At 36.7% G+C, this 17,004-nt stretch carries 17 protein-coding genes; 8 read left to right on the plus strand and 9 right to left on the minus strand.

All coding sequences use genetic code 11. The features are described from left to right. Window positions 1–231 precede the first annotated feature (231 nt). Window positions 232–1,665 (minus strand): cryptochrome/photolyase family protein, encoded by a 1,434-nt coding sequence (locus tag J9537_RS16470; RefSeq protein WP_070510092.1) that lies wholly within the window; start codon window positions 1,663–1,665, stop codon window positions 232–234. Window positions 1,666–1,946: 281 nt separating this feature from the next. Beyond that, window positions 1,947–2,309 carry a MoaF-related domain-containing protein gene (locus tag J9537_RS16475; RefSeq protein ID WP_070510157.1) on the minus strand — a complete coding sequence of 121 codons (363 nt, stop codon included), beginning with the start codon at window positions 2,307–2,309 and terminating at the stop codon, window positions 1,947–1,949. Between the two features lie 423 nt (window positions 2,310–2,732). On the opposite strand from J9537_RS16475, the gene J9537_RS16480 reads away from it, so the two are divergent. Together J9537_RS16480 and J9537_RS16485 are read left to right on the plus strand one after the other, a co-directional pair. Continuing rightward, window positions 2,733–3,131, plus strand: coding sequence for a hypothetical protein (locus J9537_RS16480; protein WP_371086051.1), 399 nt, complete (start codon window positions 2,733–2,735; stop codon window positions 3,129–3,131). A gap of 48 nt (window positions 3,132–3,179) precedes the next feature. Next, the gene (locus tag J9537_RS16485) at window positions 3,180–3,740 is read left to right on the plus strand and encodes a DUF2922 family protein (protein ID WP_070510095.1); all 561 of its coding nucleotides are present in this window, start codon (window positions 3,180–3,182) and stop codon (window positions 3,738–3,740) included. A gap of 150 nt (window positions 3,741–3,890) precedes the next feature. Here the strand turns inward: J9537_RS16485 and J9537_RS16490 are convergent, their stop codons facing one another. The 3 genes from J9537_RS16490 to J9537_RS16500 all read right to left on the minus strand — a co-directional run bounded on the left by J9537_RS16490 (window position 3,891) and on the right by J9537_RS16500 (window position 7,151). Then, window positions 3,891–4,346: a hypothetical protein gene (locus tag J9537_RS16490; RefSeq protein WP_083284993.1), complete on the minus strand. Its 456-nt coding sequence runs from the start codon at window positions 4,344–4,346 to the stop codon at window positions 3,891–3,893. A 172-nt stretch (window positions 4,347–4,518) separates the two neighbouring features. After that, window positions 4,519–5,844 carry a replication-associated recombination protein A gene (locus J9537_RS16495; protein WP_218257662.1) on the minus strand — a complete coding sequence of 442 codons (1,326 nt, stop codon included), beginning with the start codon at window positions 5,842–5,844 and terminating at the stop codon, window positions 4,519–4,521. A 191-nt stretch (window positions 5,845–6,035) separates the two neighbouring features. Then, the gene (locus J9537_RS16500) at window positions 6,036–7,151 is read right to left on the minus strand and encodes an NlpC/P60 family protein (RefSeq protein ID WP_070510101.1); all 1,116 of its coding nucleotides are present in this window, start codon (window positions 7,149–7,151) and stop codon (window positions 6,036–6,038) included. 395 nt (window positions 7,152–7,546) lie between these two features. On the opposite strand from J9537_RS16500, the gene J9537_RS16505 reads away from it, so the two are divergent. The 4 genes from J9537_RS16505 to J9537_RS16520 all read left to right on the plus strand — a co-directional run bounded on the left by J9537_RS16505 (window position 7,547) and on the right by J9537_RS16520 (window position 10,811). Further along, window positions 7,547–7,906 carry a LytTR family DNA-binding domain-containing protein gene (locus tag J9537_RS16505; protein ID WP_010744245.1) on the plus strand — a complete coding sequence of 120 codons (360 nt, stop codon included), beginning with the start codon at window positions 7,547–7,549 and terminating at the stop codon, window positions 7,904–7,906. Window positions 7,907–8,000: 94 nt separating this feature from the next. After that, complete coding sequence (locus J9537_RS16510) at window positions 8,001–8,609, plus strand: accessory gene regulator AgrB (RefSeq protein ID WP_070510104.1); 609 nt, start codon at window positions 8,001–8,003, stop codon at window positions 8,607–8,609. Between the two features lie 673 nt (window positions 8,610–9,282). Next, window positions 9,283–10,059, plus strand: a complete 777-nt coding sequence (locus tag J9537_RS20685; protein ID WP_245001352.1) for a sensor histidine kinase — start codon at window positions 9,283–9,285, stop codon at window positions 10,057–10,059. Next, window positions 10,056–10,811, plus strand: a complete 756-nt coding sequence (locus J9537_RS16520; RefSeq protein WP_070537547.1) for a LytR/AlgR family response regulator transcription factor — start codon at window positions 10,056–10,058, stop codon at window positions 10,809–10,811. Before J9537_RS20685 ends, J9537_RS16520 begins: the two co-directional genes overlap by 4 nt. A 58-nt stretch (window positions 10,812–10,869) precedes the next feature. Here the strand turns inward: J9537_RS16520 and J9537_RS16525 are convergent, their stop codons facing one another. Then, entirely contained in the window at window positions 10,870–11,448 is a 579-nt protein-coding gene (locus J9537_RS16525) for a lytic polysaccharide monooxygenase auxiliary activity family 9 protein (protein WP_070510110.1), read from the minus strand. A 447-nt stretch (window positions 11,449–11,895) separates the two neighbouring features. On the opposite strand from J9537_RS16525, the gene J9537_RS16530 reads away from it, so the two are divergent. Beyond that, window positions 11,896–12,687 carry a TraX family protein gene (locus J9537_RS16530; RefSeq protein ID WP_070510113.1) on the plus strand — a complete coding sequence of 264 codons (792 nt, stop codon included), beginning with the start codon at window positions 11,896–11,898 and terminating at the stop codon, window positions 12,685–12,687. Window positions 12,688–12,839: 152 nt separating this feature from the next. Here J9537_RS16530 and glf read toward each other — a convergent pair whose 3' ends face one another. Beyond that, window positions 12,840–13,946, minus strand: a complete 1,107-nt coding sequence (gene glf / locus J9537_RS16535; RefSeq protein WP_070510116.1) for a UDP-galactopyranose mutase — start codon at window positions 13,944–13,946, stop codon at window positions 12,840–12,842. 228 nt (window positions 13,947–14,174) lie between these two features. Between glf and J9537_RS16540 the strand changes: the two genes are divergently transcribed. Beyond that, complete coding sequence (locus J9537_RS16540) at window positions 14,175–15,131, plus strand: hypothetical protein (RefSeq protein WP_245001353.1); 957 nt, start codon at window positions 14,175–14,177, stop codon at window positions 15,129–15,131. Between the two features lie 71 nt (window positions 15,132–15,202). Here J9537_RS16540 and J9537_RS20815 read toward each other — a convergent pair whose 3' ends face one another. After that, on the minus strand, window positions 15,203–15,994 hold the full coding sequence (locus tag J9537_RS20815) for a CatB-related O-acetyltransferase (protein WP_070537545.1): 792 nt from the start codon (window positions 15,992–15,994) through the stop codon (window positions 15,203–15,205). Between the two features lie 34 nt (window positions 15,995–16,028). Next, on the minus strand, window positions 16,029–16,895 hold the full coding sequence (locus tag J9537_RS16550) for a glycosyltransferase family 8 protein (RefSeq protein ID WP_070537542.1): 867 nt from the start codon (window positions 16,893–16,895) through the stop codon (window positions 16,029–16,031). Window positions 16,896–17,004: the final 109 nt, after the last annotated feature.

A 17,004-nucleotide genomic window follows, 5' to 3' on the forward strand; every position in this document is an offset into this window, starting at 1 on the left:
CACTATAACAGCAGGACTTATTTTGTGAATAAATGTATTTGTATCAAGGCTTTTAACAATAACTTTTCTTTTAAAAGAAAAAAATAATAATCGAATAGTCACATGAAAAAAAATTAGGGTGATAAAACAGACAACGTCAATTTTTATCACCCTATACTTTCGTATCTATCCGTTATTTTATATCTAATTGTCAAACTAAACAAAAATAACATTTTTTACCATTCTATTCAATTAGATATCTTCATGCTCTTGTACCTCACGAGCGTATTCTTTACTCGCTTCATATTTAGCGATCGCCTTCTTCCGACGATCCTTATGATCAACAATAGGCAATGGATAATCCTCACCTAAAATTACACCGAACTCTTCCTGCTCCTCTTTTGTCAGCTTTTCTGGCTGATGAATCCAATTATTAGGCAATGCTACTAGTTCCTTTACGTATTTTCTGATAAATTTTCCCTCTGGATCAAATTTTTCCGATTGTGTTGTAGGGTTAAACACGCGAAAATATGGAACAGCATCCGTTCCAGTGGAAGCCGCCCATTGCCAGCCTCCTATGTTACTGGCAGGGTCATAATCGATCAGCATTTTCTGAAAATAACGTTCTCCCCAGCGCCAATCAATCAACATATCTTTGGTTAAGAAGGATGCCGTAATCATTCTCAAACGATTGTGCATCCAGCCGGTTTCATTTAGCTGACGCATCGCCGCGTCGACGATCGGAAAACCCGTATTCCCTTGCTGCCACTTTTCAAATTTTTCTTGATCATTCTCCCATTGAATGAATCGAAACTGAGCTTGAATCGGCTCTTTTTTTTGGCGAGGTGCATTGGTATAAATCATGTTGTAGAAATCTCGCCAGCACAATTCTTTTTCAAAGGTTCGGCTCCCCTGCGTTACCTTTTCATCCTGTAAAACCTGCCACACTGTACGAACCGATAGCTCTCCTGTACGGAGATAGCGAGATAGATGGCTTGTTTGATCTAAGCTAGGAATATCACGCGCCTTTTCGTAGTTTGCGAGATATTTTTTTACAAATTTTTTCAACTGACGTTTTGCTGCTTCCTCACCAATCTCGGTATCCCTAGGAAAGCTCGAAACAAAATCCTCAAATATTTTTTCATCGTCTAAAAACAACGGCTTTGAGTAAATTAAATCTGGTTCGAATGATACCGCAACTGGTGTTTCCTTGACACGTTCCTTCCATTTGTTGTAATAGGGAGTGAAAACTTTGTAGTATTCTCCCTGCTGATTTTTTATTTCTCCAGCACCATGCAGATAATGATCTTGAAAACGAAAATACTCGATGTCGTTTTGTTTAAAGAACGCCTTTGCTTCCGCGTCGCGAATAGCACCATAACCTGTCGTATCCTCGTTAAAGTAGACCCTCCTCCAATCTGGTAAAGCCTCCTTTAATTTTCTGAACAGCTCTGCTGGATCGCCATATTGAATGTGAAGATGACTTGTTTGGTCGATCGTCTCCTTAAATTGCTTTACGCTGGCAAAAAAAGCTTGATGGTTTTTGCTATCTTCCAAAAACTGGTTCGGGTTGACTTGAAATAACAGAACCAACTCGTCCGTATCTGTTAAATCCTGAATCGCATGATACAAAGCTTTGTTATCCTGTATACGTAAATCCCGTCGAAACCACATTACTGTCTTCATAAAATGCCTCCTTCAACTGATTGATTCTCTCATTCGACGCTACCATATTTTTGCGGAAAAGGCATTTCAAACGTACTGCCTTGGTTACCATCCTTCCACTCATGGAGATTTCAAAATAACTGATCTGCTTTGTTTTTATCCTAAATGCTTTTTCTGATAAGTTGTTATTATTTCCGATTCATTAGTAGGCTTGCCGCCTGACAAATTCTTTTAATAGACTTAGTGTTCATAAGATAAAGAGAAAAACCAAAGAAAAAATTTTCTTTGGCTTCTTGTTAATTCTATTGACCTTCTGAATCTGACTTCCCATCTTCACTGATAAAATGGAACGGTCCTTCATGTGTAAATGGTCTCCTGGCTCCGCGGTACTTCTTATCTGGAAAAGTCATAAAGCTTTTGACGTAATGATTCAAGGTATCAATCGTATAGGAAACGCATAAGCCGGACTCTTCTATCCAATCAACGGAAAAAATCCCCCCTGGATATTGCTCGACATGGATTGTTTCAATATCTGTTGCTCCGGCGTCTTCTTGCCGGATAGATGTCCATCGCAATTGATTGTCCTGTAAAAAATCAATGCGAAATTGAAGTCCTGAATCAAATAGAATTTTCGCGCTCCTACCTTCTAATGGATTGCTCTTCATCGCTACACCTGCTTTTCTTGTATTTGTTAAAAGATCTACCTCCATCATACAGGTTTTAGAATAAGAGAGCTATCCTTTCTCACACCGACTAATTATTAAGAAAACATTAAGGTGAACAAATTTACACTTTCTTTCTCTTCTTGAATCCTCGCAGTAAGAAAACCCAAATCCTCTTCATATCAAGAATAATGCGGAAAGCATAAAAGCTCATCGTTGTCAAAGTACTGAAAATTGCATTGGGGGCTGAATTTTACAGTTTTTTTCTCTCTACTTTTTGCTAAAGCCTCTTATACGAGGATTCTTCAAAAATAATGCGCATTTCCCCTGCAAAATTGCCCCCTTCATGTAATTTTCTAAGGTTTGACCTAGTTTGCATTTGTGCTTTATCTTTATGCCATCGGCCGATAAGAAGAATTATATGAAATGGAGGATTTACCTGTGATTGATCAGACATTGACTTACCGTCAACTATTTAACCTAAGACCAACAACACTTGAAAAACGAATTAAAGAATACTATTACACAACTCAAAACAGCAGTTTAACCATCAAATACATCTTGACTTTACGCATACGCCATCAACTTGGTGCTGAGGAATTCGCCCTTATCTTAAAGGATCTCGTTCATGAGATTTTTATGAGTACCAAAGCGACTCGTACCATGAAACGCTTCTTCTATTATTTTCAAGATTATTTTATGGCTCCTGAATGGAAAGCGTTAAAGCTTAAGCTTTTCCCCATCCGTAACTTCGGTGAAAAAGCCGTATCACTTGTCCGTTCCCTTATTTCTAAAGTTCGCCCTTCTGAAACAACCGAACCCTAATAGGAAGGCACTCTAGCCAGATAAAAAATAAGAAAGGAAAACAATCATATGAAACAGGATTTAGTTGCGACTTTTACGAATGGTCTAGGAAAAAAACACGACTGGACATACAAGAATTTGAAGAAGGATTTACCGATCCCTGTTATCAAGGAAGCCTGCAACCTTTTGACTTCCTTAGATATTTTTGAAGAAAATGGTATAAAGCTCTTTGATAAAGTGGTAACAGCAAAGATTGTCACTACTAAAGAAACCGAGATTTTTGATATAGAGAAGGAAACTAAAACGAACGACTACAGAAATGTCGAACCTTCAGCCGCAAAAGCAGAAGCACTGTTGAAAAAAAATGAAGAAGCTCCTGTAAAATCAACAGAAGCTCTAAAAAATGAACAGTTAATGCAACATTCATTTACACCTGTTCCAAAAATAAAACCGCCGTCAATGACAGTAGTAAAAAAACGGTCCGATGAAAATCCTCCTCCTGTCAGGATTACTAGGGATTCCTTGCTTCCTTCTTTGAAGCCTATGGAGACTATAAAAGGGCTGGTCTCTTGGATTCGTAATAGAACAAAAAATGAAGAAGAAACACAAAAAGGACATGACTCTAGCTAAATTTTGCCGCTATGCTTTCAGTTTTTCTCGATTAAATCCCCGACATTCTCCTTTTTATGAATGTCGGGGATTGGGAAACATTTTATTTAAAATAGTTGAAGTTGAAAAGACAAAGCGTAATTAGAATCAAGTTATATTCAAGTACTCTTTCTATTTAACCTTATGCAGCTTCATTTCTTTTATCTTCTTCTGGTTATTGAATATCTGTATTATCAGATGTTCCTTGTCCAGTTTTAAAATATGATACTCCGTATTGCTGCCGCTTCGTGCTAATACGATCCTTTTTACAGAAGAATTGGTCGCGATTTGTGCATCTCTCATAAGGATATAGCCATTTTGTTTAACATCCCACGATCTGCATGTCTTATTTTTCGCCTTAATCGCGTATTGCTCAGAACGATGAGCCCATGTTCCTTCCAGCCAAGCGGCATTATTTTCCACTTGTGCATTGATAAAGCTCATCAGGGAAATAGCACAAAGAACTGCCAAACAAATGACTAGCTGCCTTTGCCTTTTTGTCAACCCTTGAAAGAGCTGACCAAATTTATATAATTCTTTGTCTAGTTGACTAAAATACTTCGTTATTCCTGTTAAACGTCTTACCAACCAGCTCTCCCTCACTTTTATACACATTTATTTAAACTATAAAAGAAAACCGTTTCAATAGGAGCAAACTATCCTAAAAGGTCTGATTTCCATCATGAACGTTGCTTGCTGCTTAAGAATTTCTTGGGAATCGTCACGAAAAGTGTATCATACAGTTGAAACTGCAATGTTTTTATTCATCATTCTCCAAATGCCACTTCTCAATGGCTTCTTTACGCTCTTTGAATCGCTTTTCGTTTCCTTGCATGGTTGGCAGATAATACTTATGCCCTTCTAAAGAAGGCGGCATTGTCTTCATAGAGGTCAGTTTGTCTTCGGAACTGTGGGCGTATTGATAATCTTCTCCGTAGTGTAGGTCTTTCATTAGCTTCGTAGGGGCATTGCGAATAACCAAGGGAACTGGCTCATTCCATGTCTCATAGACATCCTTTTTGGCTGACTCATAAGCAGCGTATACGGCGTTGGATTTAGGGGCCAAAGATAAGTAAATAACTGCTTGTGTCAAATGAACATTGCATTCAGGCAAACCGATAAATTGGCAGGACTGAAAAACTGTATTCGCTAACTCTAAAGCTCTGATGTCTGCCAAACCGATGTCTTCGCTGGCAAATCGAACGAGACGTCTAGCAATAAACAATGGATCTTCACCAGATTCAACCATTCTTGCCAGCCAATAAATCGCTGCGTCCACATCGCTATTGCGCATCGATTTATGCAAAGCAGAGATGGTGTTGTAATGTTCCTCGCCTTTTTTATCGTAGAGAAATGATTTTCTTTCAATCAGATCGAGTAGTTTCTCCTCTTTCAGGGTAACGGTACTTGCTTCCTTCTCTCCGTTAAGAACTGCCATTTCCAATGTATTCAGCGCCACTCTGGCGTCTCCATTGGCATATTTTGCGATGGAATCCAGTACTTCATCGTCCATCTTAAATTTAAGCTTAGGAAATCCTCGCGGACTATCGATCGCTTGTTTCAATAGACGCAAAATATCTGTGTCCTCTAGCTGATTCAATACAAAAACTTTGCTTCTAGATAATAACGCTGAATTGATTTCGAATGAGGGATTTTCTGTGGTAGCACCAATTAGAATAATACTGCCATTCTCCACATATGGTAAAAAAGCATCTTGTTGTGCTTTGTTGAAGCGATGGATTTCATCCACGAATACAATCGTTTTTACCCCATAAGCTTTGTTTTGTTCAGCTTCCTTTATCACCGTCTTTATTTCCTTAATCCCGCTTGTCACCGCACTGAAATTAATAAATTCTGACTTCGTCTGATTCGCAATGATCCGAGCTAAGGTTGTCTTGCCCACACCTGGAGGGCCCCAGAAGATCATTGACGACACACGGTCATTTTCGATGATTTCTCGCAGTAGTTTCCCCCTCCCCAATAAATGTTTCTGTCCCACAAATTCATCCAAAGTCTCCGGTCGCACACGTGTAGCTAAAGGCTCGGTTTCTTCTCTTCCTTTTTCAAAAATTGATCCTTGTCTCATTCTATCCCTCCTACAGAAAAACGAACGTTTGTTCTTATTTTAGCATTTTTCGTTTGAGATTACAAAATGAGCCCCTTGATCAAGAAAGTGTACAGAAAAAGCCCAACGATTTAGGTCGTTGGGCGGGATGTACATGGAGGTGACAAGTAAAATTCTTTTTACAAAGATTTTGTCCAAACACGAAGATCAGTTTAGTTTAATATCCTTGTTGCATACCATGCGGTCCCTTCCGACCTCCACCCAGCTTTCACCAAACTGTCTCTTTCAGAAGACAACGGCGTGTAGTGATGACTGTCTTCTTTAGGTGCAGCGTGAGGATTATATAAACGATAGACCGGTACAGTTCCTCCTGATAACCAGGATACTCCTTCATACTTCCAACCAGCCTTGACTAGATCATTCTTCTCAAATACATGTGGCGTATAGTGATGTCTGCCGTTATTAGGATTGTACATTCGATAGACAGAAGCTCCTGTTGCAGGAGATACCCAACCGACACCTTCATAGTTCCAGCCAACATTGATCAGGTTAATCGCTTCACTGGTGAGCTGTGTGTAGTGATGATGTCCTGCATTCTTGTTGTACATTCTAAAAATGAATCGCTCATTTGCTGCTTGCCCTTCTGTAGATGGATAAACATTTGGATTCGTTCCCGATGATTTCAAGATTCTTCTAGCAAACGTTGGATAAAAATAATTAATATCTACCGCGGTCACCATTTGACCTGGCTGAAGAGAATGGATCATTTGATTGTTGCCAATGTAGAGGCCAACATGATAAGTGGCGCCTCGACTACCATAAAAAAGCAGATCTCCTGGTTCTAAGGACTTCAAACTTGCTTCTTCCCCATACTTTTCTTGATTGATCGTCCCCATCGGCAAGTCAACATGCACCGCCTGCTTGTACACATATTTCACTAAACCACCACAATCAAACGCATTCGGCCCAGAAGCTCCCCAAGCATAAGGCTTGCCAATTTGCGCTTTGGCATTAGAAACTACCGCATTCTGTTGACCAGTTGCTCGGCTCATCGGCGACATAGAAGCCGTTTCTAATTGAGGAATACTCATAATTTGATCAAATTGCTGTACCGTGTAACCAGCCTCTAGCGCCTGCTCCTTTTCAGAAAGTCTCTCTGCTGTATTTTTTGGTTCACTCTCCGCTATTTCAGACTGTATTGTCATACTACTCGTATGACTAGTTTCCACCGTTCCCTCTGCTCGTACACTATCTGTAGCAGCAAAAGTAATGAAACTTAATAGGCATAAAGAAGTGCTAAATAAACGTAATGTTGTAGTATTCTTCATAAAATAACTCCTGTTGTTTGTATTTTTGATATCGGAACAGCTTATAATAAACGAAATTGCTTAATTAACAAACCAAAATCCTTGGTTTAATAAATAGTTTCATTTTTTATAAAATAACCATCCGTCACAAATGATTGTACAGGAATTACTTGATTTTTTCACCCCTACTTTTTTAGCGATTAATTTTTAGTTACCTATATAACTTTTTCTATTAATAATAACTATATTTGTAATTCATCATAAAAAAACAAAGATATCCTCAACGGTCAGTTTTTCACCTTAAACGCATTCCAGAACTTTCAGTCACCATTAACGATTGATTATCGACCGTTTACGCTATAGCCCTTATCAAATCAAAAAAAGTACTTAAAATAGTTATTAAGGAGGTTCGACTTATGAGAACATCAATTGTTTTAGAATCAAAAAAAGGAACAGTCATTATTCAAGCAGCCGAATTACTTTATATTACTGTGGACGCTGCCAAAGACCATTCCCTATGCTTTATCACAAAAAATGAAAAATACTACTGCAAAGGCGACCTCAACGACTTTGAGGATTCCAATTGGAACTGGCTATTTCGTTGTCATCGCTCATTTATTGTTAACCTATTATCAATCAAAGAGATTAATAAATACGAAAGACGTGTTTATTTTTTAGATGATTATTCGAATAGCAGCTGTCCTTTTTCAAGAAGAAAGTACGCACCGTTGAAGGATTCATTGAAAAATTTTCTACTTACCGAGCAAAACGCTTAACTGTCTAATAAAAATTAAATTTTACATTGTAGTTAGGAAGCAAATGGATTACAATCGAACAATACTGAGCGTTTATTTACAAGAGGTGTAAATCATGACACACAATTTCACGTTGTTTCTATTAAATAAAATTCATGCGCGAAGCCACATGTCCGAAGACGAATACGAAAATGTCGCCTACTCACTAGAACTTTTGTTCATCAATATTTTTAAAAGTATCCAGGTCTACGTTGTAGCGTTTCTCTTAGGTGTGATTTTTGAAACATTTGTGATGAATTTAGCTTATGTTCTTTTACGATGGCAGGCTGGTGGTTGGCACGCGAAGTCGTCACTCAATTGCTCGCTTTTCGGACTATTGAGCTTTGTGGGAATCCCATTGATTTTTCAACATACTGGTTTTATATTAAACAGTAACTGGTCATTAATCTTAGCGCTGTTTGTTTTATTCAACACGGTGCTTTATGCACCAGCTGATACAGAAAAGAATCCTTTAGTCAGTGTAAGTGAGCGTAAAAAAAAGAAAATTCTTGCCACTTGTACTGTATTTGCTCTAGTTGTTATCGCCATGTTCTTCGTTAAAAATGATATTAGGACACTTCTATTAACTGGGTTATTTGTGGAAATCATTATGATTCATCCACTATTTTATAAAATAAATAAAAGGAGCTATAAAAATTATGAAAAATATCAAGTTCAACCATGACCGTCTGTTTAAAGCTATTTCAAAAATCTTAGTTAGTTCACTTGCTTTTACTTTTTTTGCTCATTGTCCCTTTAACTTTTTTGAACCTACAAATCCAAAGTTGAAAAAACTAAAATAAATGCAAATTTTATTTTTTAACTGTGTAATGATTTTGGCACAAGCTATTTCTATGTATTTTGTTTATCTGAGCATATCAAATATAAAAAGTTCGATTCCTTTTCTCTTACTTTTTTATTTGAATATGCTCATTGGGAATTTTCTTTTCGGATATTTTGTTTTTATTCCAAACATCATTTGTTTGTGTGCATACAGCTATATTACTCATACAGTAGAGAATAAGAATTTAATATACTTTTACAGTGTCTATTCCATATTCTCTACATCATTATTTGGATATTTATTTGTTAATATTTTTGATAGATTCTCTGCTTTTGGTAATCTTTTTGAATTGAATACTACTTTGCTAAATATAACTCTTATACCACTATTTGCTTTCTTGAGTAATGCCTTTCTAATTCGATTAATGAGACCAAGTTTATTTTTTTTGCAAACTCATATTGACGAACTAAATCAAAATTTTTTATTGTTCATAAATATAACTTTGTCTATTTGTTGTACAGTTCAATATTTGAGTTATTGGCTAGAGGTTCAGTATTTTAATGGAAATAGTCCTTTGAGAGAATATATGATTCTTTTCTTTATACTGACAATTATTTTTTTGCTCAGATATTTAAACTTCAAAACTCGCCAACTGGACAAACAGCGGATTCAACAGCTAAAGGACAATCAGTTAGCGGATCTTACCTCTTACGTTCAGCAAATAGAAACAATGTACGGCGAACTTCGCAGCTTCCGTCATGATTATCAAAATGTTCTTATTAGCTTGAATGAAAGTATTAAAACAAAGGATCTTGCTGTGATTGAAGATACGTATAATACTATCTTGAATAAAGAAGGCATTGTATTAGAGGATGAGCATTACTCGTTAGCCAAATTGGACAATTTAAAAACCTTGCCGATTAAAGGAATCATATCTACTCACGTCATTCAGGCGTGGCAAAAAAATATCCCTGTTCATTTGGAAATTGACGATGTGATTCAAGATGAACCCATCGATATTTTAGACTATGTACGGATAACTTCTATTTTATTGGACAACGCGATTGAAGCGGCAGAAAAATCAGAAAATCCTTTTCTAACCATTGTCTTTTTAAAGAATGCTGAAGATAATGAAGTAAAGCTTCTGATTGAGAATTCTTGTCCAAACGAAGTGATTGATATTACTAAAGTATTCAAAAAAGGCTATTCAACAAAAGGTAAAGGTCGTGGTTTAGGTCTAGCTAATGTGCAAACGATTCTTCAAAGCTATATGAATCTCTCATTACAAACCGAATTTCAAACAGGCGTGTTTCGACAGGTCTTGATTATTAAGGAGGAGCTTCCACGATGAATATTTTCTTATTAGAAGATGACATTCTGCAGCAGCAAAGGCTAGAATTGATCATTCGAGAAATCTTAGTGGAAAATCGCTGGTCGGCTAATTCCCTCATTACTACCGCTAGACCAGACTATCTTTTAGAAAAGGTCCAAGAAACAGTCGATCAGAATATTTATTTTTTGGATATCGAGCTTGATGGTGAGCAGAAAAAAGGATTAGAGATTGCCAGCGAGATTCGGCAAATTGATCCCCAAGGCGTCATAGCGTTTATCACTACCCATTCTGAGTTTGCGCCGGTCACTTATGCTTACAAGGTTTCAGCCTTTGATTTTATTGCAAAGAACAGTCCCGTTGATGATCTAAAGCAGCATGTACAAGACTGCTTTAAGCACCTCTTGCACACGCAATCTTCGGGAAAAAAAGAAGAGATATTTATGTTTAATAATCAGCACACCAGCTTCCAGGTGCCTTTTTCAGATATCCTTTATTTTGAGACCACTGAAATTTCTCATAAGTTACGCCTTATCTGTAAATCTCGTTTAGTCAATTTCTATGCAACACTTGATGAGATTGAAAAACTGGATACTCGCTTTTTTAAAATTCACCGCTCATTTGTCGTTAACCTTGAAAATATCGCGGAAATCAATCGTTCAGAAGGTCTTGTCTATTTTGACAAAAATCATTCTTGTATGATCTCCAGAAGAAAAATTCGAGCGGCGCTTGAAAAAATGAATTCACTTCATCAAATTACGAATAAACACTAAAATTGTAAAAACTATAAGGAGAGTACAAGAAACCCAGTGTACTCTCCTTTTTGTAAAATTATCGTATATTTACGTCGATTACTTGATAAAAAGCATTCGTCGTGTCGCTAATATTCCAGACAGCTAGAATAATATTGTAGCCTTTTCGATTCGAAGGAATTGTAATTTTTTGATTCACAATCTTTTGTGGTACAGCACCATGATCATCGATCTGTTTGATCTGTTCAAAATCACTGATTTTCAAAGGATTGTTAGGGTTCCACCCTGGCTTGGTGATGTAATAATCCCACGTACTTGTTCTATGAGGTGCGGTCAAATACCAAGTGATACTTAAACTTCCTGTAGAAATAGTGTTTTTATGCCATCGTGACATCGTTTGATCATCCAGCGGCTCAAACCCGCTCACTCCTGCACTTGCAATTTTTCCTTCTATAAAAGTATTCTTTTTCGCTTCAATGCTTTGCGGCTCCCATTGTGCACGTCCAACATTTTGATTGAGCCTTCCACCAGCAGTTGTCCCTAGATACGCACGGCTTCCAGGAGATGAAACATATCCGTGAGCGGATCCCTTTATTGAAAAACCAAACATCCCTAATAACACACTAAAAACAACTAAGCAACGACTTAATTTCCTCATAAATCAGCCTCCTAAATTTTTATTCGATTGCGAACGCCTTCAAAAATGTAACAAGCTAGCTCAGTTATTATTTTATCGTTAAAATAATAGTACAACAACGGATCATCACTATAACTTAGCTGATTATCACAGCTCATAAGAATATTAACTATTCTCCTAATATATAATGTTAGTTATTTTAACCCCCCGTTATCTCATGCTGCACTACTCCCCTATCAGCCTATTCTAAAAATCTAGTATCCAGAAGGAATGATTATAAAAAAATTTTCGGGTAATGAGAACAATATCCTTTATCCTCATCATTTCTCCATATTACTATTATCACGTTGACTTACTCTTCACCAAATCTTTGTGACAAAATCGTTAGTCGCTTATCATCCAAATCCATGGTGCCTCGAGCTGATTATTGTTAACTTTTAAGTATTAGTTATTTAGGGGGAATTTTTTTTGCATACTGATACCTTAAAAAAAGGATTTTCAACCTTTGACTTGAAAATTTTAGGAATTGTTCTAATGTTTATTGATCATATTCATCAAATGTTTGTGCCAATGGGAGCACCTGATTGGCTAGATTGGTTTGGCAGACCTGTAGCTACACTGTTCTTTTTTGTCAGCGTCGTCGGATTCAGTCATACCCACAGTAAAAAGAACTATATGTTGAGATTGTTTCTCTCAATGGCGCTCATGTCCGTGTTTACTTTTGCATTAGGACAAATTGTCGGTTATGATCAAGTCGTTTTAATGAACAATATCTTCAGAGACCTTTTTGTGGGAACATTGATGATGTACGCTATCGATCTTTTTGTTGCCGGAAAAAATGCGAAAAACTGGAAGAAAATCAGTTTAAGTGTACTATTGTTCATTCTACCAACGCTACTTTCTTTTTTGGTTCCAATTATTCTTTCTAGTCCAGCACTATTACAAAATCAAGTGGCGTTTCTTGCCATCACCTCTCTTCTACCGGCATTAATTTTGGCGGAGAATAATTTTATGGTCTTCTTGATTCCATTATTATACATTTCAAGAAATAATCGAAAAATTCAATGTTTATTAATCGCCATCGTTGCGGCAATTTATTTCTTTTTAGGAACAACTCAATGGATCATGATTTTCGCGATTATCCCAATAATGCTATACAACGGCCAAAAGGGAAAGGGAATGAAATACTTTTTCTACGTCTTCTACCCTGCCCATATTGCCGTACTCTATCTGTTGTCTGCTTATTTGTATAATCGTTAAAATCCAAAAAGAACTCATCTCTAACGTAATAAAAATAAGAAAAAGTGTCCTTCCTAGAAATAGAAAGGGCACTTTCTTTGAATGTTCATATGGATAGATTCAATAGAAATTATTATAGACTGTCTATCAAGTAAAGTTTTATACTATTGCTTCTAGTTTAATAGTTCTCTTTGAGCCAGATTCAATGCTTCCTCAATGACTTGATGCATATCAAAATATTGATACATTCCTAACCGACCACCGAAAATTACTTGCGAATTTTTTAGGGCTAAGGTTAAATATTTCTGATATAGCTGTTGATTGGTGTCGTTATTGATTGGGTAATAAGGCTCTTCGCTTCTTAGCCATTGTTTCGGGTATTCTTTAGTGATCACTGTATTTGGTTGTGTCCCGAATTCAAAATGCTTGTGTTCGATAATACGTGTGTAAGGGCATTTTTTATCAATATAATTCACTACTGCATTCCCTTGAAAACTATCAATAGGGAAATGTTCATGAACAAAAGTAAGCGACCGATATTCCAACTCACCAAAACAGTAATTATAAAATTCATCAATCATACCTGTGTAGATGATCCTGTCATATTTATTTAACCACTCTTGTTTCTTGATCATAAAATCAGTCTGTAGTTGAACGGTAATGTTGGGATGGTCAAGCATTTTTTCAACGATTTGAGTATACCCGCCAATTGGGATTCCTTGATAAATATCATTGAAATAATTGTTATCGAAGGTAAATCGGAGAGGAAGCCGTCGAATAATGAAGGCTGGCAGCTCCTTACAGGATCTCCCCCATTGTTTTTCTGTATACTCTTTGATTAGCTTCTCATAAATATCTTTTCCTACTAATGACAGAGCCTGCTCTTCCAAATTTCTAGGTTTTTTATTTTTGAAGCCTTTTGTTTGATCCGCAATTATTTCTTTGGCTGCCTCTGGGGTTTCCACTCCCCAAAGTGCATAGAATGTATTCATATTAAAGGGCAAATTGTATAACGATCCTCTGCTTTTTGCTAACGGTGTATTGGTGAAGCGATTAAACGTCGCGAACTGATTGATATAGTCCCAAACTCGTTTATTCGATGTATGAAAAATATGTGCTCCATATTTATGAACCTGAATACCTTCCATTTCTTCTGTGTAGATATTGCCAGCAATGTGATTTCTTTTTTCGATTACCGTTACTTTGTCTCCACCATTGGCCATCTGCTCTGCAAAGACCGCACCAAATAGGCCACTTCCTACTACTAAATACGATGTCATCTTAATCGATCTCCATTCTTCTAAAGCCACCAAATTAGCTAGTGCCTTCGCCAAAAGTGAATGTAGCTTTTATTTCATACTATTCTATTTCTATGATTAAAAAATAATTTTTCCCAATATTGAGACGTTCTAAATCCAATGAAATGAACTATGAGATACTTGTTTTACAACGTCAAAATCTATTATTTTTTGAAAGGAGATTTTTTGAACAATATGGGACGAAAAGAAATGCGGAAACAATTAGAAAAGGATATGAAAAGAAAAAATAAAGATAATAAACATGGGAAAAATTGGATGTATGCCACTTTAACAGCTGTTGGTGGTGTCATCGGAGTCACTGCTGCCTCCTCCAGTGCTCAAGCAGCTGAAACTACTCCCCAAACTAATGCTGGAATAGAAGCTGATACTGAAAAAGTATTGGCAAATAGAAATACAGCCACGATTCCGGCCTCATCGACGGTACAGTCGACAAGCAACTCAATGGCTGCACCTACAAGTGCTTCAACTAGTAGTTCGACACCTGAATCAACTAGTGCTTCTCTAACAGAGTCAGCAAGCACCTCGACGACAACCTCTAGTAGCGACTCTATAACTGAATCAACCAGTACTTCAACAACCGAATCAACGAGCGGTTCTGTGACTGACTCTTCAAGTGCAAGCTTAAGCTCTTCTACCTCGGTAAGTGAAAGTACGAGCACGATCAATTCTGAAATCTTGAGTGATTATTGGAGTGAAAGCTCTTCAGAAAGTAACTCTACATCGTTTAGCGAAAGTTCGTCTGAAAAAAATTCGGCTGTAAATAGTGAAAGTTCAAGTACTCGTAACTCTGAAATTCTGAGTGAATATTGGAGTGAAAGTACATCTACCTCTGCTTCAGATAGCTTAAGCACTTCCAATTCAACTAGTGGAAGTACTGCTTTAAGCAAAAAAACAACAGCAAGTAGCACTACTACTGGAAAGAAATCCTCCGTGGCAGGAACAAAGACTTCTTCAAATAGCGGTGGTTCCAGTTCTAAAAATACAACAGCTTCTACAAATGCAAAAACTTCTGGAGGTACAGGAAACGAACTTCCTAAAACAGGTGAATCAAACAAACTGAGCGCTGAATTATCAATACTTGGTTTTGCCACAGTGTTCGGAGCAGGTGCCTTTTTCCATCATTTAGAAAAGAAAAAAAGTTTATAGCTTCTATTTATAAAAGAGTGACCAGTTATCTAGATAATTGGCCACTCTTTTATTTGCTTAACGAAATTTTTTTACTCAACTACCTCAGAAGACAAACGAATGAATTCTGCAGCGGTCAAACGTTTTGGTCGAATCGCTTCAATTGCTTCTTGATCAATCCAAGCAGAGAGTTTATCAATAAAAGAGTCTACCGGCTCATTTCCAGAGATCGCAGAACAATTCCAGAATGGATATTCCCACCACTTCAATTTCAATAAACGACGACAGATATCCTCCTTAAATCGACAACGGATGACCTTCGCAGGTACTCCTCCAACGATGGCATATGGAGGAACGTCTTTGGTTACTACTGAACCAGCAGCAATTACTGAACCAGTACCAACACAGATACCTGATTTCAATAATACGTCTTGTCCAATCCATACATCATTTCCAACAATTATTCCGGTTTCATTGAATTTGTGTTGATTAAAAGGAATTTGAGTAAATCCGCCACTTTGAGCTTTGATATCAAAGTCCCATGATTGACCAATAATTTCTCCAGAAATGGTTACTGGAGAAGTGGTGAATCGAGTTAAAGGGTGTTGCGCTGACATGATTCTAACGTTTGGAGCAATGGAACAATATCTTCCAACGGTAGTTTTTGAAGAAAGCATACTCGCAGAATAGCTATACATCCCCATCGTTGGCAATGTTTTGTCAAAAGAATCCACTGTATATAAACAATTGCTCTCCATAAAAAAAGAGTCATCGATTGTTAAATAGTGACCATCTGCCAATCCTTCTTGTCGATAGACTGAGAAAAATATTTCTTGTCTTTTAAAATGTGCTCTAATTGCTGGTGTAATTTTAATAGTATGCATAAATTTCCTCACTAATCATCAATTCTTCCATCTACTAGTTTGTATAATCCATCTTTTTGATCATATATAGATAATCCCAAAAGTCTCTTTCCCATTGATCCCACACAGAAAAATGTTCCCACGGCATCGAATTTTTTTCAAATTCAACAAAGTGTCGTACTTTTATATTTTTTCGTGCTTTTTTGATTTCTAAAAATTTGGCTGGGCTCATTTCTTTTGCCCAGCCAAACAACCAATGATCATCTTTTTGGTAGTTGTATTCATAGGGCAACAGCTGGACACTTTCTTCACAAAGAATATTTAAAATTGTTTGATCTAGATATAAATATTTACGACCATGTATCCTATCTAAAATTTCTTCAGGGCGAATCACCTGGTTAAACTTCTCTACATTAAATAAGATAAAACCGGAATTAAAATAATTTTTCATTGTCTTGACCCCAAAGTATCTAGCGCTATCTTCTATTTCACTGATAATTGAAAAATAAAAATCTCTTACTGCGGCAATTGTATTTTCTTCCGAGACCAGCTTAAAAAAAGGCGTAATGTCCTCATATATTAACGTATCATTATCTAAATACAATAGAGTGTCATAATCCTTTAAGTAGGAAGGCAAGAACAATCGCCACAACGTAACTTCTGGAAAACGCGCATTTTCGTAATTCCTTATGCTTTTGACCATTTCAGGTGGATACCAAATATTAATTGAAATATTTTTATCTCCATACAATTTTGAAATATTTTTTAATTTTAAAATATCGTTATTATTTAGTTTGTCCACAATAATCACTAAGTCTATCGATTCTTTACTTTTATAATTTTTTACAATTGAAGCGATTGATACTGCTGTTAGCTGTATGTGCGAACCTGTAACGCAATAAACAACTGCATTCTTCTTCATTTTTTCACCTCCAACTAATTCTTTGAACTACCTTTTATAAGCAGTCAGCTAAGGTGCTCTACAATTCCGATTTAAAGTATTTTTTTCAAGTAATATTTTCTCCCATTTT

The sequence above is a fragment of the Enterococcus raffinosus genome (assembly GCF_019175485.1).
GTDB lineage: Bacteria > Bacillota > Bacilli > Lactobacillales > Enterococcaceae > Enterococcus_A > Enterococcus_A raffinosus.